Below are 24,426 nucleotides of genomic sequence, written 5' to 3'. Positions count from 1 at the left end.
AAAGAGTAATGAAAAAGTATTCTTACTGGCAGGCATATTGTCTGCATTGGTGTTCACATCCTGCAAAAAGGATAAAGATAACGGCGGTGATAACAATGGCGGGGTGGTAATCCGTCAACGAAGCTCCTTAAGAAAATGACAGAAGTAGAAGGCGGTGTTACTACTGTTTACAACTTTACCTATGATAATGCAAAAAGGCTTACCAGTTTTGCCAGTGCCGATGGTAAGGAATCTACCACTTTTACCTATGATGGAAATGGCAACCTCACAAAAATTGAAGCAAAAGAAGATGGCTTCAGGAATGTGTACACGTATACTTATACCAATGGCGTACCGGTATCGGGCCTGCTGAAAACCTGGGAGCTCCATGGTAGTGAACCCGAGGAACTGACCGATGAGAGCGAACTTACTTTTACCGTTTCAAATGGTCAGGTAACCAGGCTCAAACGCCACATGAAATTATTTGATGAAGAACTGATCATGGATTTTACTTATGCCAATGGCAACCTGTCTAAGGTAGAATCTGCACAGGGAAGTTCATTTCCTTACAAAGCTACTTTCGTGTTTGGCACCAAAAAGTCACCCTTTCCCCAACTTTCCAAATATGTACTGGATGAGGCGGGTTATTCACTGATCTTTATTTCAAAGAATGAGTTGATCACAGCGCTCTACGATTTCCCAGGCACAGACATGGACCATACCACCACCACAGCCTATACCTATGACGCAAGTGGTTATCCACTTACGTCCAATGATGGTGAAATAAAACTTACTTACGAATACCAATAATCATAAACCCTAATCCTTAACTCCAGCGATAACCTCTTCTGCCCAGTGCGGAAGGGGTTTTTTATATAATCAGCCCGCTACTGCGACAAACGCGATTGTGCAATATCTTTGGTATCGTAATAATAAATTATATAAGGATGCCAATGCTATTCACTCCCCTTACTATAAAGGAAACGGTTTTCCGTAATCGTATTGTGATCTCACCCATGTGTCAATATTCTTCTGTGGATGGGTTTGCTACCGATTGGCACCTTGTTCACCTGGGCAGCCGGGCCGTAGGCGGTGCTGCACTCATCATCCAGGAAGCCACGGCGGTATCGCCTGAAGGGCGGATTAGTCCTGATGACCTGGGCATCTGGAAAACGGAACACCTGGACAAGTTGAAGGCAATCACCAACTTCCTTCTCCAGCAAGGGGCCCTGCCAGGTATTCAGCTGGCTCATGCCGGACGTAAGGCCAGCTCACAAAGTCCGTGGAAAGGCGGCAAACAAATTTCCCTCAGAGGTGGAGGCTGGCAAACGGTAGCACCTTCTGCCATTCCCTTCAGGCCTGCAGATGAAGCTCCCGTTGCACTGGATGGGACAGGAATTGAAAAAGTGATCCATGATTTTACGGTAGCTGCTGCCCGGGCATTGCAGGCTGGCTACCAGGTGTTGGAACTGCATGCCGCCCATGGGTATCTTATTCATGAATTTTTGTCGCCACTCAGTAATCATCGAACAGATGAATATGGCGGTAGCTTTGATAATCGCATTCGTTTCTTATTGCAAATAATAGAAGGGGTACAAAGGGAGTGGCCTGCCAGCTTACCTTTATTGGTTCGTATTTCTGCTACCGATTGGGCGGAAGGCGGATGGAATGAGTGGGACGCTGCGAGGCTGGCAGCGATACTTAAAAGGAAAGGCGTTGACCTTATTGATTGTTCCAGCGGCGGACTGGCGCCTGGTGTTACCATTCCCGTGGGTCCTGGCTACCAGGTTCGTTTTGCCGAACTCATCAAAAAGGAAGCTTCTATATTAACGGGTGCAGTTGGTATGATCACAACAGCCCACCAGGCCGAAGAAGTGCTGGCCAATGGCCAGGCAGATATGATCATCATTGCCCGGCAGTCGCTGCGCGACCCTTATTTTCCTATTCATGCCGCCTGGGAACTGGGTGGCCAGGTAGACTGGCCTTCCCAATACCTGCGGGCAAAGGAATAATTATTTGAAGGAGTATATAAGACATTAACCTCGTAATGCTTCAATCTCTTCAGCAGTCTTAGGCAAGTATTTGCCCAACTTACGGTTACCGTCTGCTGTAACCAGGAAATTATCTTCTATCCGGATGCCGCTGAAATTGCGGAAGGATTCCAGGGCTTTGTAGTTGATAAAATTGGTGTGTTTCTTTGCTGCCGCCCACTGATCGATCAGGGTAGGGATCACGTAAATGCCCGGTTCAATCGTAACAACATATCCTGGTTCTACGGCACGGCCCAGCCTCAATGATTTCCAGCCAAACTCCTTACTTTTTTGCAGGTCATCTGAGTAGCCCACATATTGCTCTCCCAGGTCTTCCATATCATGTACATCCATGCCCATCATATGACCCAATCCACATTGAAAGAACAGGGTATGGGCACCTGCAGCTACGGCTTCTGCTGCATTGCCTTTCATGATACCCATGGCGGTGAGCCCCTCTACCAGTTTTTCACAAGCGCCGGCATGCACATCCCGAAAACGGATCCCTGGTTTCAGGAGGCTGATGGCATAATCCATCGAGTTCAGAACAATATTATAGACCTCTTTCTGTTGGGGGTGAATTTTTTGCCTACCGGAAAAGTGCGGGTCAGGTCGCCTGCATAATGCAGGTCATTTTCGGCACCGGCATCGAGGAGTAAGATCTGCCCTTCCTGGATGGTATTACCATAATAGTGATTATGAAGGGTTTCGCCGTTTACGGTACATATAATGGTGTAGGAGAGGCGTCCGCCTGCCGCATAGGCCGCTTCCTGTACTTTGGCGGCCACTTCATATTCCTTCATGCCCGGCCGGGCATATTGGATGCCCGCCAGATGCATATCGCCACTGATGGTAACCGCTTTTTCTATTTCAGCTACTTCCACTGCTTCCTTGATCACCCGTTGGCTGATCACGGCTTTGACCAATTTCAGAGAAACTTGATTGTCAACGTCCTGTACAGGAACCTGCAGCCATTGGGCCAATTTGATCTTGTTTTCAGGACGGTAGGGGGTAATAAATGAACAGTACGTTTGGTGGAAAGCGCCTTTTGTATACGGGTGACAATATCGTTATAAGGAGCTGTTTGTGAGACACCTACAGCAACTGCCATCTCTTTTACCGAGGGGAGCGGGCCGGTCCAAACAATGTCATCTATGCTTAATTCGTTGCCAAAGATCCCGATCTCACCACTTTCGGTATCAATTATAGCTGCCAGTCCGGGCACATCCAGGCCAAAATAATAGAGAAAGGTGCTGTCCTGCCTGAATTGGTACCAATTGTCCTTATAATTCATGCTACTTTCTTCATTGCCCATCAAGACAATTAGGCCGGAACCCATATTTTGCAGGAGGGTCTGCCGTCTTTTGCTGTAAACTGCGGTATCAAATAAATTAAAATGCATGAGGCAATTTATTGAGAAATCTGGATTTATATACCGACTTTCCCTTTTTTTGGGCTGCGGGAGCGCCTGTCGTGTTTGAGTAATGATAAAATAATAGTAACAAAAGTGCTTATTCCTGGGTAAAATAGGCTGGTGTTATAAATATTCGTACCTTCGCCCTGTCAATTTTGAGCCTCGCAGTCAGTATCGTTACATTATGCCGCTGTATAGCAAACCGCATTTTAGTTAGTCTTTACTTCTTGCCTTCTCAGATAATTGTTAAATTTTAATTTTTAGTTAGTATGAACATTTATGTATCAAATTTAAGCTTCAACGTTCAGGATGAAGACTTAAAAGAATTCTTTGCACCCTATGGAGAAGTTTCCTCTGCCAAAGTAATCAATGACAGAGAAACAGGCCGCTCACGCGGTTTTGGTTTTGTAGAAATGCCTGATGATGCAGCAGCCCAAAAGCTATTGCAGAACTGGACCAAGCTACAGTTGAAGGTCGTGCTATCCGGGTTACCGAAGCCAGGCCTAAAGAAAACAACCGCTCTGGTGGCGGTGGCGGCGGCTACAAAGGTGGCGGCGGCGGCGGTAATTACAACAGGAATAACCGTTGGTAGAATTGAGTATCCCTACGTTTTAAATAGTAAGCCCCGGGTCTCCGGGGCTTTTTTCTGAAAAGCCTTCAAGAAGTTCCTTATCAACCTATCAAGGGATCAAATTTTTTTCTACGTGCTCTGAGGCACAGCTGCGGATGCTTGATAGGTGAAGCCAGTTTTTGTGCCGGTTTATATACCAGTAAAGCCTCGGCCTTTAAGGTTGCAATACAGCTTCATATCCGAGTTGTTTGATCTTCTGCAGATATGCATTAAGCTGTTTGGTTTTTATTTTTTGTTGTAATACAATTGGATCGGGTTGTGTAAAAGGTTGCTTGTCTTTAATCATATGCCAGACTGCACACAGGATCTTATGCCCTATAGCGATGAGCGCCTTTTTAGCGCCTATTCGTACCGCGAGGCTATAATATTTGTTACGTAGGTAGTCCTTTCCCTCGCCCTTGCAATGTGTAGCAGCCCAGGCACATTCTACTAGAACGGTTTTGAGTTGGGGGTTGCCTTTTGTTATTCGGCCGCTTTTTTTTACCAGCACTTTCATTATTGCCAGGACTAATACCAGCCCACGATGCAAGGTGATGTGAAGATGGGAAAGCCTCCATATTGTCACCAATTTCACTAATGATAGTAGCGGCACTATCTTTCCCAACTCCTGGTATGGTTTGCAGCAGATCAACAGACAGTTGGTGACTTTGCAGATGTTCGTCGATCGCCTGGTCAACGTCTGCGATAACTGCCTGTATTTGGGCTATAGACTTTTTGATTGTCTTGAGCATGAAGCGATGATGAGCAGTGATACGCCCCTGCAGGGATTTATGCAAGGTGTCTTTGGATGCTTTTACCCGACCAAGGGCCAGGGAGGTCAAAACAGCAGGATCTGTTTGGCCGCCAATGATGGCATCGATCACAGCTGACCCACTTTTGCCAAACACATCACTGATGACACTGCCGAGCTTGATGTTAGCGTCTTCCAGTATCTTTTGAAGGCGGTTCTTCTCGGCAGCAATCTGACCGGTGAGTTTCTTTTTATAGCGGAACAAGTCTCGCATTTCTCTTATGTCTGAAGGTGGAATGAAGCTGCCGCTCAATAATCCACTGAGCAATAATTTGGTCAGCCAACGGCTATCGGCCTTGTCCGTTTTGCGGCCAGGCACATTTTTACATGCCGGGCGTTAACCAGCAGGATCTCGAAGTCTTCTTCCAGGATATTATAGACAGGCTTCCAGTAAACACTGGTGCTCTCCATGGCTACGTGGGTAATACCAGTTTGCTTTAACCAATGGCGCAACTGCTCTAAAGAAGCAGTAAAAGTCTCAAAACTTCGGGTTTCTTCCACTATCCCTTGACCTCCAATACTGGCTACCACACTGTTCTTATGAACGTCCAGACCGCAGCCTGCAGCTACTACCTGGTCAAACTCAATTGTTGACTTTACCATAGTAACCTCCTTGTTTTGTATATAGGAAAGTTACCATTTTTCAACGGCTCACACTTTTCATGGGCGCGGGTGCTCAAAAGGAATCAATGTTTTTGTGCTTGGTTGTGCCTAAACCTTTTGGCACTACAAGTATCTAACCTGCTCATGCCAGGGCATTACCTCTAATTTTAACCAGGGAAAGGAGCGAGTCGTAAATAGCTACCCTGGAAATAGGCAGACCAAAGGCCTCAATAACCGCATCGTCAAAGGCAATCCTGTCAGCCTTTTTTAATTCATTGGGCACCGGCAAAATATCGCGCTGCGTCATTAGGGCGAAGGCTGCTTTTATATTATTAATACCATCTTCGTTAAGTCGGCTTGCATCCAGTATATGCATGTATTCTTCGATACGGTCTTTATTAAGGTCAAGTGCACCAAGACCCCTGCCAAATCCTAAGCCTTCAAGGATGAACATGGTTATGGCACTATTTAATAACGCATGATGAAGCTCTATGTCAATAACCTCATGTGGCCTGAGCAGCACCAATCGTTGATCTGCGAAGGAGGGAGGATTTACGCGACCTACAAAAAGACGATCGCCATAATTGATAAACATAACGAGGTCGGCGAGGCTATCCGTATTCATTTCGTACCAGCGGAGGTTGTTTCTGGATAACTTATTAATGGTGTCTTGCGTTTTAAATTGCCTTATCCAGTTAAGCGCCCCGGTATGTCCGAGGGTTTCCAATTCTTCTTCTGACCGCGAACAGGAAAAAGCATCCCTTGACGGCGTCATACTAAGGCGAGTGAATTCGGTGGGGCTTTTGGCCAGGGGCCTAATATATTCCGCTTCAATTCCATGCCCTGCCTTTGGATAAAACAAATCATTCATTCCCCTGCGTTCTCCACGTCTGACTTCAAAAGACGGCTGAGTGGGACCAATGGAAGCCGGAGTATCCAATCACAGTTTACAAATTGCGCATTACCGCCTAACCCCAACCGGCGAAATGAAGTCATATCGACCTGGCTAACAGCCCTGATCGTCAATGTGTCATTTACTGTCTGGCCTAAATCAATTTGCGCAGCCACCAGATTAGCTGCTTCATTATTGGGCATTTCCTCCAGCGGACGAGTCAGTACAATAAATTTGATGTCGCCACTAGCCTGCTCGGGGCTTGCCTTTTTAGCCATGATCAGGATATTGGTCACCACCTCACTATTTCTAAACCACCTTTTAGCGCCAGATGTGATGACGCATTTCAAGTCGTAATAATGAGCCAACTGAATATAAAAATCGTCACCCCAATCTGTGCCCAGCCATGCGTTGGTAATGATAATACCAAGGCGTCCACCTGTAGCCAAAAGCGGGCTTAATGCGAAAGGGAGGTAGGCGGCAATATCAGCACGGCCTGTAAAATCCTTTCCTGCGAACATGGTAGAGTAAACGGCTTGTAAAGCATTGGCATATTGCTGACGCCCGGCTTGGGCAACAAAAGGTAAATTGCTGGTAATAGCCTGAAAGCTTCCGAGCCGTTCGGAAAATAAAGCGCCATTGGATGGATTCCGGTATTCTACTGCCAAATCTGGTGTAAGAGCGAATGCATCGTGCTTAAATATGCGCAATGGTACGTGCATCAGGCTTGGATTGGCCAATGCAAAGGTGGCAATTTGAACGGCCTGTGGATCCTGATCCGAAGCATATATTGTATTTGCAGCCTGTGCTCCATCAATACCGGCAGCAAGTTTCTGTTCCAGGGCGGCGCGGGCAATCGTGCCACTCCCGCAACAAGGATCCAGCAGCCTGTCTGTGTCCAGGTTGCGAACACATAAGTGAACCAATAGCCTTGCCAACTCAATGGGTGTTGGATATTGACCCCGAAGCTTTCGTATGGCTATTTCAACAGTAGCTTCCAATATTCCCGAAAGCTGGGCCTGATCAACAGAGCCAAGTCTGAGGTCGGAAAGTAGTTGGTTAAATTGTTTGAGATGTTCCCAGGCTCTTTGCGGAAGGACCTTCAACCCTAAACTATCTGAAAAAATAGTCCAGAAGTTACATTCCTCCGACAATTGCCCGAAAAGGCTCAAGGCTTGTTCTGGCGTAGTATCAGCTCAATAGAAGCGATTCGCTGTGCTCTATTGTCTTTTTCGCGTAGAATATGGGCGAAAAGAATTTTTCCAATCCAGTTTGAAAGGATAACCTGGGCGAGAACCTGCTCTATTGAACCCGAAGCGTATTCTGCTCCGTAGCGATTCCACCATAAGGTCATCTCATTTCTTAACATGGCATCACGCCGGACAGCAGCGGTAAGTGCTTCTGTTACTTCGCCGGCATTTTCCATGACGAGCGCTGTAATACCACCGGAACGGTAGGCTTCTATGAATGGCCTTCCCTTTAACGAACCTCTATCGAACAGGTCATTGAGATAACCGATTATTTCCGTTGCCAGCTGCTGCCATCTTTGTCTGTTGGTTGTAACGCCGGTGCGAGTTGTAATGTCTTTAAGATCATCCCATTGTTTATCGCAGTTAAACACATCGGATGAATCGCGGGTATACAAATGGGCATGAGATACATTCCACAGAAGAAAGCTGTCGAGACCAAGCGCACGAGCTTTGGCCTCCGCGTTGGTCCTGAACTCAACATCTGCCATGCCCGCATCTGGCATTTTGAGCTCCTAGCCTTGTAAGATACGGGCCGTTGAACGATCGCCAAACAGAAGGACATCGGGAAAAAGACGCTTACCTTCTGACATCACCGTTTGCTCTCCCCCGCGTCTTTGATAGATCTATTATTTTGAGCAACAATGCTTTTAATATATCCGATCAAATCGATTGCCCACGATCGTTCATTGTAGGCGGGGAAGATTTACTCATATTGCTGAATTAGAATCCGCGGAAATTAACGCATTCACATCCACCATGCCCCGCCGGTTTGATTGTCCCACTTTGGCGGAAGGCTGTAGTTCGGAAAATAGGGGGTACTTCTTGTTTAGATTTGAATGCTTGTTCTACTTCTGACAGCCTTTGTTTGGCTACTTCGATATAATCAATTTGTGCCTCTTTAAAGAGATGAACTTCTTCATTTTTTTCAATGCCGATAAAACGTCGTTGTTCCAAAGCTGCCGACACCAGGAAACTTCCGCTTCCGAATGCGTTGTCCAAAACAGCATCGCCTTCATTGGTAAACATCCGGATTAGATAGCGACCCAACGCAACGGGTTTTTGTGTAGGATGCCATACACGGCCACCGGTTTCACTTTCTGCAGTTTTACAGTACAGCGTATCGGTTGGATATCTTTCGCCATCGCTTTTTACCTGAACCGGCTTAAAATCACCGTAGCTGCCGGTATATTGAGCTTTGCGCACGCCTTTATTATACGGCTCTCCGGGCGACATAACGGGTGTATAATTGGGCTGGCTGCCATAAAAATACAAATGTCCTCGTGTTGCCTTAACGGTTGTTTTTTCGCATTCAGGAAATTGGTAGGCTTGCTTTTAATCCAGACGAATTTGTAACGAAACCATTCTTCGTTACTCAAAATAAGCCGTGCGGTAAAAACGCCTTGCGAGGAAAGGGCGATAACGCCCTTGGGTTTGATCACACGCTTATATTCTTTCCATAATTGATCGAGGGAATAACACTATCCCACTTGTTCTGTGTGGTTCCATAAGGGAGGTCACACAAGATCATGTCAACAGATTGAGGATCAATCTTCTTCATTACTTTAAGGCAGTCGCCTTGATATATTTTGCCTCCCTGGTACTTCATGTAAAGAGTAATATGAATTTATTATTCTTTGTATTTCTTGCCCCAAACGGCGAAAAACAATAAGGCTTCCAAAACACAAAGCGGAATTAATAGTACGAAGATATATTAGTGGAACTGATTCCTAAAATTTTTAGCCTTGATACCTCTGTTTAAAGGAATCAATTGATTTCAAATATAAGCACGAGGCTTGGAACCCAGATTATCCTGTCGTGTATGCAGACAAATTTTTTTAGATTTGAATTAGGATTTACACATTGACACTATACTAAATACAGTATGGCAGATCCTTCTCTTCAAAAAACCAATGTGACATTAAAAATGAGAGCTGGTTTGTGCAAATCAAATGTCCATGGAATATTAAATAGCGATGGTTCCATCACCATTTTCATAGCGGAAAAGAAAAAGTGTTTGATTATTTAAGTGGTGCAGCCCGGCACATAGAGAAAATAAGCTTGAATGGATGGATATATTGGTGTGTAGTGACCAACGGCGAAAGATATACTATGGACAGTTTCAGGGATCGATATCTTAAAATCTAATTTATCTCACAGCTTTAGCAGCGTGTGGATAGGCTCGAGATCCTTATTTTGCACTTCATAATTATCCTGTCGAAACTCGAAAGAGCTGCCGTCTGTCCTGACGCGTTTCGTTCCTCTTTTATAGAAGATGCCTAACCTTGGAAGATCTTTTTGAAGATCCAGCCACAGATCTCCAGGATACTGGCCGGTTTGTGATAGCTGCAAAAAACGATGATGTCCGCATCATAGGCTTCCTGCATGATATAAAAATTATTCACGAACTCTGCCCGCACAAAACTCTTTCGTTCCATGGTTTTAACATCGATGCGATAGCCATTAAGTTCAAAATCGTAACCTCCATCAAAACCTGATGGGCGTTCCTCCAAATTCACGGGTATGCCAGTCAGCTGCTCGATAACTAAAACTTCTCCCAGTACTCCGACAAGCTGTTTTCGTTTATCTCCGTCTTCAACACCTCTATTGCCCAAATTGTGGGTATGCAAATATTTTTCAATGGCAGCTAACACAGCAGGTACGACCGGAATTTTTCGCTTTGAAATAGCGGCCTCCTTTCGGACATAATAAATAGTATTAATGCACTTACAATGTACCCAATAAAAGCAACTATGAGTTTTCGTTCATGGTGTAGGGGGAGGATCAAATTGCTGGCACAAGGAATTTCCTTAAAGGTAATACGATGGCCCGGATGCGCAACAGGGTGGAATTGCAAACCGTGAAGTTTGCGCAGATACTATTAAATAAAGTCAAAAACATTCACATTTTAACAATTTCCCTACTGCCACAAGGACCTATCTGTGAGGTATTACTAAGGTACCAAAGAGGTACCAAGTCAAGACCAAATTCGGAGTTAAAGCGCACTTGCCTAAGAGGGCCCCGAACGAATCCCGAACGAGGTACGAATTAGATAATAACGAGACCCGAAGAAAACAGGATTCCTGATCAATGGAGGAGCGGTAGCCGAGTCACTGCCGTATTTTGTAAATTCGAAGAAATGTAGCCAGGATGCAATTTGCTCCCTCTGAAATATTAAAGCCTTATGTCAAGAATTATACTTTGATCACTATCAACGGGGACTTGATAGATGAAGTGTTTTACCCCAGTGGTTATGTTGACCTGGTAATGAATGTTTCGGAGGGAGCGCCACTACGCTCATCGATGGCCGGAGAAGAAGACTGCCGGGGTGGAAGTGCTCGGGCATCTTACCTTGCCGTCCAGGCTTTCGGTTACAAAAGGCACGTCGGTATTGATTGCCAGGATCTATCCATTTGCCAGTTCACTGTTCTTTACTGATTCCATGTCGGAGCTTACCAATTATGCTACCGATGCCTACGGAATATTTTCGAGGGAGATCAGTGATGTTTACTATAGTATGCTGGAGGCCGTTTCGCTTGAACAAAAGATTGCTATGCTGGATTGCTTCCTGATGGGAAAGCTCCTGAAGAATGAAAAACAATATAGGAAGGCTACCCTTATCGGGCAGATCTGCAAACACATTTGCCTGATGGGGGATAAATACGACAGTAAGGCCTTGTCATCCGGTTACGGGCTTTCAGAAAGATATATGGAAAAATTCTTTGTAGACCTGGTGGGCATAACACCCCGCGCCTTTTTCTCCGTATATAGATTTAATAAAAGCCTCGACCTGGTCCTTTCATCCGGACGTAAGTTAACATCCATTGCCTATGACTGTGGATACTATGACCAATCTCATTTTATAAAGGAATTTACAAAGTTCACCGGCATCACACCTTTTGAGGCAAGAGCTTCGTTATTGACCAATGGAGAGGAGTTTCAGCAGGTAGTAAATATAGGTTTTGAGGAATGATAAGCATTCCGGGAAGATGCCTATCAAGAACATTTACTGTTTAGGTGTACGACTGCTGCTAAACATATCGCGGTGCATTTTCCAACCATCTTTGGTCTTTTTCCAGATCACCATTACCTTACCCTCATCCAATTTTTTTATGGTTAAGATCATACAATTCATAATTGCTTTCTTCTGTCACAAAGTCGTTCCCATCTCCGTAAATATGCTGGATGATAAACTTGCTATGCACTTTTGGCCCGTTTTTGAAGAAGTTCAGGATATTGTCCCTGCCGCAAACGGTAGGTGCATTGGGCGGTAGGAGGCAGGCGTCCTCTGTGTATCTGGTCAAGATGGATCCATCACCTTTATTGGCCAGGTCGGAATAAATGGCGTTGCTGGCGATGATCGCTTTTCGGGCCTCCTCCAATTGCTGATCCTTTTAGATTGAGCCTGGCTAATGCAACCCATAGCCAGCAGCCACAAGGAAAGAATAATTTTTGCATACACTTGTTTTTGACAAAATAACTGCCTTGGGAGAATGGAAAATTGTACAATTCCGCACAAAGGGCAAAAGATGGCTATCGGCGGGATAATTGGCATAAAAAGGCCACATAGCTGTGACTTTCTGAAGTGGTGTAAGGACGGGATCGAACCGCCGACACAAGGGATTATTTAATTGTTTTACAATGGTATGCGTTTTTCTGCTGGCTCTAAAACGAAACTTAATACCTAACTTCCTCGTTTAATTGGTTTGGTTAACCAGGATTCCCTAAAAGAAATCTATCCCAAAAGCTTTTCAGTATGCGCCTGTTACTCATCATTAGTCTTATTTTGCTTTCCGTAACTTCTTTGCAAAGCCAGCCCGCTAATAAGAAACCAATTCTTACCGGCGCGGAACAGGTTAATAAATACCTCCCCTACCTGAAAGGCAAAGGGTGGCGATCATGGCCAATTTAACTTCTGTTATTGGAAAAACACACCTGGTTGATAGTCTCCAATCGCTCGGTGTAAAGATTGTTAAAGTGTTCGGCCCTGAGCATGGATTCAGAGGCAATGCGGGTGCCGGAGTAGAAGTAAATGATGAAACAGATGCTGCTACAGGTATTCCGATCATTTCTTTGTATGGAGCAAAGAACAAGCCGAGTAAACAAGACCTCGCCGATGTAGATGTTCTGATCTATGACCTCCAGGATGTTGGTTGCCGGTTCTATACAAATATCAATGCCCTGGTTCGATTGATGGACGCCTGCTATGAAAGCGGAAAAGAAATGTTGATCCTCGACAGGCCCAATCCAAATGGATACCTGGTTGATGGCCCCATACTGGATATGAAGTATAGATCGGGTATTGGCATGTTTCCCATTCCTATGTCTCACGGATTGACGGTTGGTGAATTTGCGCGTATGGCCAATGGGGAAGGCTGGCTGACCAATAAAGTAAAATGCAAGATCAAGGTAATACCGGTTGCGAATTATAACCACGATATGGAATATGTGCTACCTGTTAAGCCCTCTCCGAACCTGAACACGCAGCAATCTATTATGCTGTATCCTTCTGTCTGCATGTTTGAAGCCACTTACCTCAATCATGGCAGAGGGACTTTATTTCCTTTTACCGTTTTTGGTAGCCCGGAATTAAAAGGTATATATGAATTCTCTTACACGCCTACCAGTATTAAAGGCATGTCAGCAACTCCGCTGTTCATGGACCAGGTTTGCTATGGCATTGACCTGCGCAAGTATGATGTGGGCCTCCTGCGTAAAAGTAAAAGATCAACCTGCAATGGATCATGGAGCTATATAAGGCTCATCCTCATAAAGAAAAGTTTTTTGATACCAAGCTTAGCCGTGAAATGAACTCTATTGAAATACAGATTGGTTCCGGTCTTTTCCGTCAACAGATCATTGATGGTAAATCGGAAGAAGAGATCCGGGCCAGTTGGGAACCCGGGTTGAGTAAGTATAAGGTGATGCGTAAGAAGTATTTGTTGTACCCTTGATATGTTGGACACCGGATATTCAATCATTATAACAATGAGCCACCTTGATGGGCCATAAGGCCATGCAAACTGTCATTTGTTGTACCTGGGTTGTACCAACACGAAAAAAGCGACTACAACTTTCGCTATAATCGCTTGATTCTTTTGGTGGTGTGGGGCGGGATCGAACCGCCGACACAAGGATTTTCAGTCCTTTGCTCTACCGACTGAGCTACCGCACCTCCTTTTCCTTTCTCAAACTTCCGGACCAAAATCCGTTTGTTTAATTAGGGGCTGCAAAAATAGCAAATCTGTGTAAATCAAAAAATTAATTATTGATTTTAGTTCTTTTGTTGCCAAGATATTTTCATAGGCCCCATCCCATAATAACTTCCTCAATTCCAATGCCCGGCGTGCCGCCTTCGTCGCTTTATCCCAGGCATGGAGGCTCCCGCCACACAATTCCTGCACCATTTCCATGGCCAGCAGACTATGGTGATCGCCATCCACCTCTATATGACGCTCCAGGTAATATTTAAAAATGGACAACTGCCCCGGAAACTTCAACTCCAGGTCCTTCACCAGGCTATAAAACATATCCGGTATCAGATCCTCCCGGCCAAAAGTAAAAACGGCAGCGGTGATTGCCGCATCCTGCTGATCGAGGGTATCAAAGGTGAATTGTACAAATTGCTGTATGGCCGCCGGCAACTTCAATTGTTTCAGGGCCGTCTGTACCTGCACTCCTTGTTGTACCAGGGTAATTAATGCCTGCATGTCACTAGTAGAAGCACCCAATTGCTCCATAGCCCGGCAGTACAACTCATAATGGCTGCATCGCCTGCCCTGCTCATCTACATCGCTTTCTTCGCCCGTCACAATCTCATTGATCAGGTAGCGTGTATTGGCATGGCCCACCGGCACCCAGGGATACTGTACACAGGTAAGTTGTTGCTGCAAACCCTTGAGCAAACTCATAAAATCCCATACAGCAAACACATGGAATTGGGTAAAAATGCGTAGATCGTCCAGGGAAGTGATGGTACTATATAAGGGGTGGTGAACGATTTGCTGTCTTACTGGCTCGATGGCCGTCTTTAGTTTGTCGATATGTGGATTCATAGCATAAAAAGTTGCGGCAAGGTAGCCACAACTTCTATTATAAATAAGTAAAAAGTAAGAAATAATAAATGCCTGGCATTATCCGGTATTACATACCGTATTGGGCCAGGAATTTAATACGCATGATCTTCAACTGCTCCCAGGTATAGTTGCCATCACTCAACTCTTCCAGGGCCACCTGTAGGGAAGATGTTTCGCAACCTTTGAAATACTCCAGAATTTCTTCCTGCTCATGGTCATCCAGCATTTCATCAATGGCATAATCCAGGTTCAGCTTGGTTCCGCTGGCGGCAATGGTTTCCATTTCTTCCAGCATCTCATCCATCCGCCAACTTTTGTTTTTGGCAATGGTTTCCAGGGGTATTTTTTTATCGGTTTGCTGTATAATATATACCTTATTACCACTTTTGTTCACCACGCTCTTCATCACAAAATCATCCGGCCTTTCTATATTGTTGTCGGCTACGTACGTGGAAATCATTTCAATAAACGGCTTTCCATAGCGCAAAGCCTTGCCCTTACTCACTCCCGAACATTTTTCCAACTCCTGGCTGTTGGTAGGATACAGGGTCGCCATATCCTGCAGGGAGGTTTCCAGGAAGATCACAAAAGGAGGTAATCCTTTTTTCTTCGCTTCTTTTTGCCTAAGCTCCTTCAGCATTTCAAACAGCTTCTCATCGGTAGCTGCAGTACCGCTAGGGCTTTCGGCGCCTTCATCATCATCTGCATTGGCCTCTTCATAGAGGTTATTCGGGATGATCTTGAATGACTTGGGTTTTTTGACAAAAGCCTCACCAGCCTTGGTAATCTTCAGTACACCATAATCCTCGATCTCTTTGCTTAAGAAACCAGCCAGCAGCAACTGGCGGATCAATGTGCTCAATAATGATCGGGCTCATCTTTTCCAATACCAAACTCTGCAATGCCTTCATGGCGGAACATGCTGATATTGGGCGTGAGGCGACCTATTATAATGTTGACGGTATAATCTGTGGCAAAGCGCTCATCCAGTGCCCTTACGGTTTTCAATACCTTCACGGCATTGTCCTTGGCTTCTACTTCTTCTTTCGGATGTAAGCAGTTATCACATTCTCCGCAATTCTTATCGGTATATTCCTCTCCAAAATAGCTCATCAATACCTTCCGGCGGCAAACGCCACTTTCGGCATAGGCTACTGTTTCGTTGATAAGCTGGGCGCCCACCTCGCGTTCGCTCAATGGCTTGTCGCGCATGAGGTGCTCCAGTTTGGCTACGTCTTTATGAGAATAATAGAGGATACATTTTCCTTCCAGCCCATCGCGGCCGGCGCGGCCGGTTTCCTGGTAATAGTTCTCAATACTTTTCGGAATATTATAATGGATCACAAAACGGATATCCGGTTTGTCGATACCCATACCAAATGCGATAGTAGCTACAATTACCTGTACATCCTCATTCAGAAACAGGTCCTGCCGCTCTGCCCGCAGTTTGCTATCCAATCCCGCATGATACGCCACAGCCTTGATACCGTTGGCCATCAGCATATCGGCCAGCTCTTCCGTGGTCTTGCGGTTCAATGTATAAATGATGCCACTTCTACCCTTCATCTGAACGATGAAGCGTACAATGTTTTTGATCGTCGTGTCTTTCTTGATCTTGGGCTGGATCTCGTAATAGAGATTCGGCCGGTTGAAAGAAGATATATAAATGGCGGGTTCGCGCAAATCGAGGTTCTTGATGATGTCGCTCTGTACCTTGGGAGTGGCCGTGGCCGTAAGCGCGATCACCGGAATGTCCGGGTTGATCTGTGTCATCATCTCCCGCAGTCTCCGGTATTCCGGGCGGAAATCATGACCCCACTCCGAAATACAGTGGGCCTCATCAACTGCAAAAAGGATATTTTGAGTTCAGCAAAAACTCCAGGTTCTCTTGTTTGGTAAGCGTTTCAGGCGCTACATAGAGCATCTTGGTTCGTCCGCTCGTCAGGTCATCCTGAACTTCTCTGATTTCTTTTTTGCTTAAAGTAGAGTTGAGAAAGTGGGCTACATCATCTTTGCTGCTGTAGCTGCGCACCAGGTCTACCTGGTTTTTCATCAAAGCGATCAAGGGGCTTACAATAATAGCCACACCCTCGCTGATAATGGCCGGCAACTGGTAGCATAAACTTTTGCCGCCACCGGTAGGTTTGATAACAAAAGTGTCCTTGCCGCTTAATAGACTTTTTATAATAGCTTCCTGGTTACCTTTAAATCCATTGAAGCCAAAATACTCCTGCAATGCTTCTTGCAGGTAAGAACTGGTGATAGTCCCATTGGACTTAGTAGTCCCATTCTTTTTAACAGCGCCGTTTTTAGATGCTTTTTCTGTCTTCGATGCCGTTTTCTTGGTTGTTGTTCCCATGCTCAAATAGTTTCCTTCACACAATAAGTGACATAAATATGCATAGAATGTAAGGTTTTAATGTTAATGGTAGCTCGTCGGATATACCGGATACATCCGTTATGGACGGATGGTATAGTAGAATCTCATGTTTGGCCAGGTCGTCAGATCGGTAGTTAGCGTTGGTTAGATGCTGTTCCACTTATAAGGAACCAAGGTTGTTTCAAAGGGTGGCGAATTTAACTCATTTTGAGCGTTCGCCAATCAATAACGCAGGGTTTAACAAATATGATATAATCAATAAGTCATGTTTTTTCCCGCTTATCACACTGTAAATCATTTAAATTACTGAATTTTAGTTGTTTTACAAGCGGCTAGTTTTACCCTTTATCGGTTAGAGCCTGTTAATTACCGGCAACAGCCTGCTTTATCGGTTGGACTACTGGTTTTGTGAGCCAACAATTTTCAAGTAGGTTTGTCATTTATAAATTATGTCTGTAGTATCTACCATTGATATTAAATCAGTTGCAACCAGGACCATCATCCGGGAGGCCGAAGCGGTGGCTTCCCTCAAGCCTATGATCAATGATGATTTTGAAAAGGCTGTCCGTGCCATTTATGAAAATAAGGGGCGGCTGGTGGTGAGTGGAATTGGCAAGAGTGCCATCATTGCTCAAAAGATCGTAGCTACACTTAATTCCACCGGTACACCGGCTATTTTTCTACATGCTGCGGATGCGATACATGGTGATCTGGGAATGATCCAACAGGAAGATATCGTGCTTATCATCAGTAAAAGTGGAGAAAGCCCAGAAATCAAAGTATTGGTACCCCTGGTCCGGAATTTTGGCAATACCCTCATCGCCATGGTAGGGAATATGGATGCTTACCTGGCTAAACAAGCCAATATAGTATTGAATACAACCGTTTCGCAAGAAGCTTGTCCCAATAACCTGGCGCCTACTTCCAGTACTACAGCGCAATTGGTCATGGGCGATGCGCTGGCGGTAGTGCTGATGGAATTAAAAGGGTTTGGTACAGATGACTTTGCCCGCTTTCATCCCGGAGGTACACTCGGTAAAAAATTATACCTCCGTGTATCGGATCTGTATGTAAACAATGAAAGCCCCCAGGTGCTTTCCACAGCTACCTTGAAGCAGGTCATTGTAGAGATCTCTAAAAAAGATTGGGCGCTACAGCCGTAGTAGATACGAATAAACAACTACTTGGCGTTATTACGGACGGTGACCTGCGCCGCATGCTGGAGAAAAGTATTACCCTACAGTTGGACGATATAAAAGCAGCAGACATAATGACGAAGCATCCTAAAACGGTCGAAGCAGATGCATTGGCTGTTGAAGCATTGGACCTCTTGCGTCAATATGATATTACCCAACTGGTAGTAACCGCAGGTTCTACCTACCTTGGCTTTATACATTTGCATGATCTCGTAAGAGAAGGACTTATTTAGAATTGAACTATGACAAAATCACAAATTCCTGCAATGAGCGGCTCTAAACATCATTACGTGGCAATTATGGCAGGTGGTATCGGCAGCCGGTTTTGGCCCATGAGCCGTACCAACTATCCCAAGCAATTCCTGGATATCCTCAATGTGGGTAAAACGCTTATCCAGTCGACCTATGAACGCTTTGCCGCATTCATTCCCAAAGAGAATATTTTCGTTGTTACTTCCAACGAGTATATCAATATTGTAAAACACCAGTTGCCCGAACTGCCTTTGCAGAATATACTGGGTGAACCGTCCCGGAAAAATACAGCTCCCTGTATTGCGTATATCTCGTTCAAGCTGCAGCAGATGGACCCGCAGGCATCGTTGATTGTGGCGCCTTCCGACCACCTCATCCTCGATCCTATTGCTTTTAACAAGGTATGCCTCGAAGCATTGAGCTTTGTGAATAAACACAATGCCTTTATTACCCTGGGTATTAAACCCACCTATCCCAATACGGGGTACGGGTATATCCAATATGAACAACATGCCGTATCGGATAATGTGTACAAGGTGAAGACCTTTACGGAAAAACCCAACCTCGAGCAGGCTAAAATGTTCCTCGCCACCGGTGAGTTCCTTTGGAATGCGGGTATTTTCGTTTGGCAGGTTAAGAACATCATTTCGGCTTTTGAGAAATACCTGCCCGAAATGTATGATGTATTTGCTGCCGAAAAGGAGAAGTTCAATACCACGCAGGAAATAGCAGCCCTCAATAATATCTATCCCCTTTGTACCAATATTTCCATTGACTTTGGTATCATGGAAAAGGCCGACAATGTATACCTCATCCCTTCTTCCTTTGGCTGGAGTGATCTCGGTACCTGGAACAGCGCTTATGAAAACCTGGAAAAAGACTATCTCGGCAATGCCGTGGCTGGCGACCAGGTAATGGTATTTGATGCCCATAATAATATGGTTCATGCCAAGAATGACCGATTGGTGTTGTTGCAGGGATTGGAAGATTTTATTGTGGTAGACACCAAAGATGTACTCCTGATCTGCAAGAAAGACAAAGAGCAGGAGATCAAGGAATATGTAGCCGAAGTAAAAAGAAATAAGGGCGATAAATTCTTGTAATTCCTACTTTCATAACGGTAATCGAGCAGCCCCAGCGGGGAGTTTGGCAATTTGGGAACTGGAACTTCAATAGTTTTCTTTACCTTTTGCCCGACATTCGCAATTGGTAAATTGACAAATTTGCACATTTACTGTTATGCTTACCGCTTTAAGCAATATTCTATTCCTCGATATTGAGACGGTTTCTCAGTATGCTACTTTTGAAGATGTGCCTGAAGAATGGAGAGAGTTGTGGGGTCTGAAGGCCGCTTTCCTGATACGCAATAAAGAAGAAGAAACCATTGCATCGGTCTATAACCGGGCAGCTATTTATGCTGAATTTGGTAAGATCATTTGTATCAGCTGCGGTATCATTCACGGCAATGGCGAATCAAAGAAGCTGGTACTAAAATCCTTCTACGGTCATGATGAAAAGGAACTGCTGATCCAATTTACCGAGATGCTTCGGCGATGGGCGGTCGACAATCAAAAATACCTATGTGCTCATAATGGCAAAGAGTTCGATTTCCCCTACTTGTGCCGGCGCCTTATAATTAACGGACTGAACATTCCCCCCCTCTTGCAACTCAGCGGTAAAAAGCCCTGGGAAATAGCCCACCTGGATACCATGGAGCTATGGAAGTTTGGCGATTATAAAAGCTTTACTTCCCTCAACCTCCTGGCGCGTACGCTTGGCATCCCCACCCCTAAAGATGATATTGACGGCAAAATGGTAGGAGACGTATACTGGCGGGAAAACAACCTGGAGCGTATTGCTACCTACTGTCAGAAGGATGTGGTGACGGTAGCCCAGATCTACCTACGCTTTAATGGGGAAAGCCTGATCGATCCTGACCTTATAGAGATCAAATAACTTAAAACCATAATCATGTCAAATCGTATTAATATCTCTTCCGGCGCCAAATGGGAGGATATTGTAGGCTATAGCCGGGCCGTTAAGATCGGCAACACCATTGAAGTCACAGGAACAGTTGCTGTGGATGAAAACAACCAGCTTGTTGGCAAGGGTGATGCTTATAAACAAGCCCACTTTGTGATCGGTAAAATTGAAAAGGTTTTGCAGCAGGCCGGTGCATCACTCAAAGATGTGGTGCGTACCCGGATGTTTGTAACCGATATTTCCCGTTGGGAAGAATACGGCAAAGCCCATGGCGAATATTTTAGTACTATTAAACCCTGCACCTCCATGATCGAGATAAAGGGTCTAATAGAACCGGAATACCTGATTGAAATAGAGGCTACTGCCATCCTTGCCGGATAGATCAGGGGGCTACTGCTATTACTTCTATTTCCAGCATCCAGCGGGCATCGAGGGTTTCGGCAATTATTACCGTAAGGGCGGGTTGATGACCCTCTAAATACAATTGCCTGATGCGGCTGTTTTCGGCTATCTGGCTTTTATTGGTTAGGTAGGTAGTTACTTTAAGAATGTTCTTAAAGCCCATGCCTGCTGCTGTTAACAGCCCATGGATATTTTGCCATACTGTTTCGCACTGGCCTGTAAAATCGTCCGGTATGGTGCCGTCTGCCTTTTCCGGGATCTGCCCGCTGATAAAAAGATAATCCCCGCCCCCTTTCAACAGCAAGCCTTGGCTGTAATTACCATCCGGTGCGGGAACGGATGCTGGATTAATGGCTGTTATTGTCATACAATCAATTTACGACAATAGAGGAAGGATTGTGGCCAAATTCCTTATAATTTTGGGATTATCATTACCCATTTCAAATTGTCAACTTGCATATACAATCTAAGTTACCCGATGTAGGCACCACCATTTTCACGGTGATGAGTGCGCTGGCCACGGAATTCAAAGCGGTGAACCTGGGACAGGGATTTCCCGATTACCCGATGCCCGAGGCATTGATGGCCTTGGTTAATAAAGCTATGCAGGAGGGCTACAACCAATATGCACCCATGCCGGGTTGGATGCCCTTGCGGGAATCGATAGCAGAAAAATACAGCTCCTGTATAATACCACCGTCAATCCCGATACGGAGATCACGATCACCCCTGGCGGCACCTATGCTATTTATACGGCTTTAACCGCTGTATTGCAGCCTGGTGATGAGGTCATTGTTTTTGAGCCGGCTTATGATAGTTATATCCCGAATATCACGGTGAATGGAGCTGTTCCTGTATTGATCGACCTGCAATTTCCGGATTACCGGATCGACTGGAATGAAGTACGTAGCAAGATAACGCCCCGTACCCGTATGATCATGCTCAATACCCCCATAATCCTACCGGGGCCGTATTGCGGGAAGATGATATACAGCAATTACGTGCCATGGTAAAAGATACCAATATCCTAATCCTTTCGGATGAAGTATATGAGCACCTGATCTTTGATCAGATACCCCATCAAAGCATTTTGCGTTATCCTGACCTGTTGCAGCGCAGTTTTGTATGTTTTTCATTTGGGAAGGTATACCACTGCACCGGTTGGAAGCTGGGCTATTGCGTGGCTCCTGCTGATTTTACCAGGGAGTTCAGGAAAATACATCAGTTCAACTGCTTTAGTTGTCATACTCCTTCACAGGTAGCATTGGCTACTTTTCTGAAGGATAAGAATTCCTACCTGCGGCTTTCGCCCGAGATGCAGCAAAAGCGTGATTATTTTAGCGGGCTCATGAAAGAAACCCGTTTTACGCCATTGCCCAGCTATGGCAGTTATTTCCAATGTTATCAATATGACCGGATCAGTGAAGAAAGTGATAAGAACTTCGCTATCCGCATTACCAAGGAGTATGGTATTGCCCCCATTCCGGTGTCGGCATTTTACCAGTCAGGTAAAGACAATAAAGTGATCCGGTTTTGCTTTGCCAAAAAGAATCTACGCTTGAGCAAGCTGTAGAACGCCTGCGTAAAATATGATGCCGACTTACGCCCCCGCTTCCTTTAACCCTGCATAGCGCCGCCTGCGGCGTTTTAGGTATTTGTTGTAGATGATCTCACTCATCGGTTTGCCCGATACCTTGCTTTCTACCCAGGAAATAACATCCAGGTAGGCAAAAGCACGTGTTTCATACCGGTTCTTCTCCAGGTGTTTGATCTTTTCCAGGAATTTTTCCAGTTCGGGCTTTAACTGGCGGGGTGACACACCAAAAGAGTGACGCAAAAAGCGGAACATCTCTTCTTCCACTACCGTGAGGTTTTCCATCTTGGCCATAAACCGGTACACTGATTTTGTCAATGACTCCATCAGTTCATAATTCCCCAGTTCATAGTGCGCCATCAGGTGCAATAGGCGGGCATAACACTGCAGGTCGTTACGGATCTCGGTATTGCCATTGATGATCTTTTGCAGGTAGTCGATCGACTTGTTATAATCCCCGTTACCAAAATGAAGGGTGGCTATTTTATAAGTGAACACCATGATACGATGCCCATCTACGTATAATGCATAATCTTCCAGGTCTTTTTCAATTTGGGGTACTTCGGCCAATCCTTCCTTAAAGGTACCCCGCATAAGGATCCAGTTCAGCTTGGCGCTGTTGATATAAATGGAAGTATGCGTCCTGAAGTTATCGTGCAGATTGGCTACGGGTGTTTTAGCGTATTCTTCAAATTTGTTGAGGGTGATCTGGAACTTTTCGAAATTACGCAGGTCGAAATGGGCGTTAAGCAGGTTGTGCATGCCTTTGATGTAGTGCCCGGTCTCTACGGTGATCATAAATGGATCGGCATCAAAGAGGTCGATCCATTTCTGGCTATAGCGGTAATACATCAGGAAATCCTGTCGTACAAAGGCATACCAGCAATAACTTTGGTAGAGGTATAGCTTCTCATAAAAGCCGGTGATCTCATCATTGGGGGCAGGTTTTTATGCAAGAACTCCCGGATACCAGCTTCATCTTTTTCATTGCGTACGTGTCCATTCTTGATATACCAACGGTAAAGCTGCAGCGCCAGGTTGGACAAACGCGTTACCCGATCAATATGACCACTGATCTCCAGGGCTTCTGCGGCCAGCTGGTCGGTCTTTTCCTGCGAGCTGCGGGTAATGTGGAGGGTTTCAATTTTCTTCTCCAGGGAAATCACTTGTGCCAGGAAGTTAAACTTCTGATTGGTACGGGCAATATCCTTTACACGCTCCAGTATCTTGAGTGATTGGATCTTTAATCCCTTTGTATATAGTATGCGGGCATAATCCAGTTGTTCGGTTAATTGGAGATCTACATTCTCTGCTGTCTTTAGCAGGCGCAAGCTTGCTAACAACTGTTTGTAAAGATGCGTTTTAAGATTATTCAGTTGTGGTTTCTGAATAGAGGGTAACTTTTTCAGCAGCAGTTTTTCATCATACTCATTCAATTTATCCAACGCATCAAATAACTGTATGATTTTCAGGTCTTCATTGCCTGAGCTTCTCTTTATATAGAGTTTAAAATGTCTTTTCTCCGACTTCTCCAAAGAATGAACTAACTGGAATAAGGTATCTGTTAATCTGTTGGCCATCATCATGAAATTTTCCTGAAACACAATACCAGCAAGGGTTTTGCACAAGCATCACCCCGTTGGCATAATCAAATCCCTCATAAGATGTTTTGAATTAAGTGAAACCTCATCTTATTTTTGTTGTAGCAAAGAACAAGATGAGGTTTTGATTATCGCAGGCAAGTGAGTTAGAGGCCGGGGTGAAATTGAGCAAAAATACGTTCACCCATACAAAAAGAGATAGAATTTATTACCTTTTTCATATGGCAAGCAATCGTTAGAGGTCAGCTGTTTCTACAGTGGACCTTTTTTCTTTTAGGCCGTGCGAATATAGGGATAATCAAAAGCAATGTTAACTTTTCTTTAAAATCAGCAAATCCCCTTGTGCTTACCGTATT

The 24,426-nt window shown here is 45.0% G+C and carries 27 protein-coding genes, 1 tRNA gene and 3 pseudogenes; 12 read left to right on the top strand and 19 right to left on the bottom strand.

What is annotated here, in order from left to right:
• Positions 1–135 precede the first annotated feature (135 nt).
• Both RS881_RS57620 and RS881_RS57615 read left to right on the top strand, forming a co-directional pair.
• The gene (locus RS881_RS57620; protein WP_315819007.1) at positions 136–789 is read left to right on the top strand and encodes a hypothetical protein; all 654 of its coding nucleotides are present in this window, start codon (positions 136–138) and stop codon (positions 787–789) included.
• 137 nt (positions 790–926) lie between these two features.
• Positions 927–1,991 (top strand): NADH:flavin oxidoreductase/NADH oxidase, encoded by a 1,065-nt coding sequence (locus RS881_RS57615; RefSeq protein ID WP_315819006.1) that lies wholly within the window; start codon positions 927–929, stop codon positions 1,989–1,991.
• 24 nt (positions 1,992–2,015) lie between these two features.
• On the opposite strand, the pseudogene RS881_RS57610 reads toward RS881_RS57615, so the two are convergent.
• Positions 2,016–2,848 (bottom strand): annotated as a pseudogene (locus RS881_RS57610) (M24 family metallopeptidase).
• 89 nt (positions 2,849–2,937) lie between these two features.
• On the bottom strand, positions 2,938–3,348 hold the full coding sequence (locus RS881_RS57605) for an aminopeptidase P N-terminal domain-containing protein (protein ID WP_315819005.1): 411 nt from the start codon (positions 3,346–3,348) through the stop codon (positions 2,938–2,940).
• Between the two features lie 344 nt (positions 3,349–3,692).
• On the opposite strand from RS881_RS57605, the gene RS881_RS57600 reads away from it, so the two are divergent.
• Positions 3,693–4,073, top strand: a complete 381-nt coding sequence (locus RS881_RS57600) for an RNA recognition motif domain-containing protein (RefSeq protein WP_425476337.1) — start codon at positions 3,693–3,695, stop codon at positions 4,071–4,073.
• Between the two features lie 135 nt (positions 4,074–4,208).
• Here the strand turns inward: RS881_RS57600 and RS881_RS57595 are convergent.
• The 8 genes and pseudogenes from RS881_RS57595 to RS881_RS57560 form a co-directional block, all read right to left on the bottom strand.
• Positions 4,209–5,163: pseudogene (locus tag RS881_RS57595) on the bottom strand (IS110 family RNA-guided transposase).
• Positions 5,121–5,447 carry an IS110 family transposase gene (locus RS881_RS57590; RefSeq protein ID WP_315814407.1) on the bottom strand — a complete coding sequence of 109 codons (327 nt, stop codon included), beginning with the start codon at positions 5,445–5,447 and terminating at the stop codon, positions 5,121–5,123. The pseudogene RS881_RS57595 and the gene RS881_RS57590 overlap by 43 nt, the downstream one beginning before the upstream one ends.
• A 142-nt stretch (positions 5,448–5,589) precedes the next feature.
• Positions 5,590–6,318 (bottom strand): hypothetical protein, encoded by a 729-nt coding sequence (locus RS881_RS57585; RefSeq protein WP_315819004.1) that lies wholly within the window; start codon positions 6,316–6,318, stop codon positions 5,590–5,592.
• A complete protein-coding gene (locus RS881_RS57580; protein WP_315819003.1) occupies positions 6,315–7,511 on the bottom strand; it encodes an N-6 DNA methylase in 1,197 nt (398 codons plus the stop codon). Before RS881_RS57580 ends, RS881_RS57585 begins: the two co-directional genes overlap by 4 nt.
• Positions 7,508–8,092, bottom strand: coding sequence for a hypothetical protein (locus RS881_RS57575; RefSeq protein ID WP_315819002.1), 585 nt, complete (start codon positions 8,090–8,092; stop codon positions 7,508–7,510). The genes RS881_RS57580 and RS881_RS57575 overlap by 4 nt, the downstream gene beginning before the upstream one ends.
• Positions 8,093–8,309: 217 nt before the next feature.
• Entirely contained in the window at positions 8,310–8,822 is a 513-nt protein-coding gene (locus RS881_RS57570) for a DNA methyltransferase (RefSeq protein ID WP_315819001.1), read from the bottom strand.
• A 202-nt stretch (positions 8,823–9,024) separates the two neighbouring features.
• Positions 9,025–9,147, bottom strand: coding sequence for a hypothetical protein (locus tag RS881_RS57565; protein WP_315819000.1), 123 nt, complete (start codon positions 9,145–9,147; stop codon positions 9,025–9,027).
• 718 nt (positions 9,148–9,865) lie between these two features.
• A complete protein-coding gene (locus RS881_RS57560) occupies positions 9,866–10,240 on the bottom strand; it encodes a hypothetical protein (RefSeq protein ID WP_315818999.1) in 375 nt (124 codons plus the stop codon).
• A gap of 617 nt (positions 10,241–10,857) precedes the next feature.
• Between RS881_RS57560 and RS881_RS57555 the strand changes: the two genes are divergently transcribed.
• Positions 10,858–11,559 (top strand): helix-turn-helix domain-containing protein, encoded by a 702-nt coding sequence (locus tag RS881_RS57555; RefSeq protein ID WP_315818998.1) that lies wholly within the window; start codon positions 10,858–10,860, stop codon positions 11,557–11,559.
• Positions 11,560–11,683: 124 nt separating this feature from the next.
• Here the strand turns inward: RS881_RS57555 and RS881_RS57550 are convergent, their stop codons facing one another.
• Entirely contained in the window at positions 11,684–11,968 is a 285-nt protein-coding gene (locus RS881_RS57550) for a YybH family protein (RefSeq protein WP_315818997.1), read from the bottom strand.
• 517 nt (positions 11,969–12,485) lie between these two features.
• Between RS881_RS57550 and RS881_RS57545 the strand changes: the two genes are divergently transcribed.
• Positions 12,486–13,397 carry an exo-beta-N-acetylmuramidase NamZ family protein gene (locus tag RS881_RS57545; protein WP_315818996.1) on the top strand — a complete coding sequence of 304 codons (912 nt, stop codon included), beginning with the start codon at positions 12,486–12,488 and terminating at the stop codon, positions 13,395–13,397.
• Positions 13,331–13,540, top strand: a complete 210-nt coding sequence (locus RS881_RS57540) for an exo-beta-N-acetylmuramidase NamZ domain-containing protein (protein WP_315818995.1) — start codon at positions 13,331–13,333, stop codon at positions 13,538–13,540. The genes RS881_RS57545 and RS881_RS57540 overlap by 67 nt, the downstream gene beginning before the upstream one ends.
• Positions 13,541–13,685: 145 nt before the next feature.
• Here RS881_RS57540 and RS881_RS57535 read toward each other — a convergent pair.
• From RS881_RS57535 to RS881_RS57515, 5 genes are all read right to left on the bottom strand, one after another.
• A tRNA-Phe gene (locus RS881_RS57535) sits at positions 13,686–13,761 on the bottom strand.
• A 13-nt stretch (positions 13,762–13,774) separates the two neighbouring features.
• Positions 13,775–14,641: a DUF3050 domain-containing protein gene (locus RS881_RS57530; protein WP_315818994.1), complete on the bottom strand. Its 867-nt coding sequence runs from the start codon at positions 14,639–14,641 to the stop codon at positions 13,775–13,777.
• Positions 14,642–14,729: 88 nt separating this feature from the next.
• Positions 14,730–15,524 carry an HRDC domain-containing protein gene (locus tag RS881_RS57525; protein WP_315818993.1) on the bottom strand — a complete coding sequence of 265 codons (795 nt, stop codon included), beginning with the start codon at positions 15,522–15,524 and terminating at the stop codon, positions 14,730–14,732.
• Positions 15,521–16,489: a RecQ family ATP-dependent DNA helicase gene (locus RS881_RS57520; protein ID WP_315824960.1), complete on the bottom strand. Its 969-nt coding sequence runs from the start codon at positions 16,487–16,489 to the stop codon at positions 15,521–15,523. The genes RS881_RS57525 and RS881_RS57520 overlap by 4 nt, the downstream gene beginning before the upstream one ends.
• A 13-nt stretch (positions 16,490–16,502) precedes the next feature.
• Positions 16,503–17,021, bottom strand: a complete 519-nt coding sequence (locus RS881_RS57515) for a DEAD/DEAH box helicase (protein WP_315818992.1) — start codon at positions 17,019–17,021, stop codon at positions 16,503–16,505.
• Between the two features lie 470 nt (positions 17,022–17,491).
• Here RS881_RS57515 and RS881_RS57510 point away from each other — a divergent pair, with 470 nt between their 5' ends.
• The 5 genes from RS881_RS57510 to RS881_RS57490 all read left to right on the top strand — a co-directional run bounded on the left by RS881_RS57510 (position 17,492) and on the right by RS881_RS57490 (position 20,854).
• Positions 17,492–18,205: a KpsF/GutQ family sugar-phosphate isomerase gene (locus RS881_RS57510; protein WP_315818991.1), complete on the top strand. Its 714-nt coding sequence runs from the start codon at positions 17,492–17,494 to the stop codon at positions 18,203–18,205.
• Positions 18,187–18,471 (top strand): CBS domain-containing protein, encoded by a 285-nt coding sequence (locus RS881_RS57505; RefSeq protein ID WP_315818990.1) that lies wholly within the window; start codon positions 18,187–18,189, stop codon positions 18,469–18,471. Before RS881_RS57510 ends, RS881_RS57505 begins: the two co-directional genes overlap by 19 nt.
• Positions 18,472–18,504: 33 nt before the next feature.
• Complete coding sequence (locus RS881_RS57500) at positions 18,505–19,593, top strand: mannose-1-phosphate guanylyltransferase (protein ID WP_315818989.1); 1,089 nt, start codon at positions 18,505–18,507, stop codon at positions 19,591–19,593.
• A gap of 136 nt (positions 19,594–19,729) precedes the next feature.
• Positions 19,730–20,446, top strand: a complete 717-nt coding sequence (locus tag RS881_RS57495; RefSeq protein ID WP_315818988.1) for a 3'-5' exonuclease — start codon at positions 19,730–19,732, stop codon at positions 20,444–20,446.
• A 15-nt stretch (positions 20,447–20,461) separates the two neighbouring features.
• Positions 20,462–20,854: a RidA family protein gene (locus RS881_RS57490; RefSeq protein ID WP_315818987.1), complete on the top strand. Its 393-nt coding sequence runs from the start codon at positions 20,462–20,464 to the stop codon at positions 20,852–20,854.
• Between the two features lies 1 nt (position 20,855).
• Here the strand turns inward: RS881_RS57490 and RS881_RS57485 are convergent, their stop codons facing one another.
• A complete protein-coding gene (locus RS881_RS57485) occupies positions 20,856–21,242 on the bottom strand; it encodes a RidA family protein (RefSeq protein ID WP_315818986.1) in 387 nt (128 codons plus the stop codon).
• Positions 21,243–21,516: 274 nt separating this feature from the next.
• On the opposite strand from RS881_RS57485, the pseudogene RS881_RS61395 reads away from it, so the two are divergent.
• Positions 21,517–22,448: pseudogene (locus RS881_RS61395) on the top strand (pyridoxal phosphate-dependent aminotransferase).
• 27 nt (positions 22,449–22,475) lie between these two features.
• On the opposite strand, the gene RS881_RS57470 reads toward RS881_RS61395, so the two are convergent.
• Positions 22,476–23,321 carry a hypothetical protein gene (locus RS881_RS57470; RefSeq protein ID WP_315818983.1) on the bottom strand — a complete coding sequence of 282 codons (846 nt, stop codon included), beginning with the start codon at positions 23,319–23,321 and terminating at the stop codon, positions 22,476–22,478.
• On the bottom strand, positions 23,321–24,073 hold the full coding sequence (locus RS881_RS57465) for a hypothetical protein (protein WP_315818982.1): 753 nt from the start codon (positions 24,071–24,073) through the stop codon (positions 23,321–23,323). Before RS881_RS57465 ends, RS881_RS57470 begins: the two co-directional genes overlap by 1 nt.
• Between the last annotated feature and the right edge of the window lie 353 nt (positions 24,074–24,426).

Origin of the sequence: Paraflavitalea speifideaquila, assembly GCF_032395985.1 — a bacterium.
GTDB classification, from domain to species: domain Bacteria; phylum Bacteroidota; class Bacteroidia; order Chitinophagales; family Chitinophagaceae; genus Paraflavitalea; species Paraflavitalea speifideaquila.
This window is presented reverse-complemented; position numbering and strand designations above follow the sequence as displayed.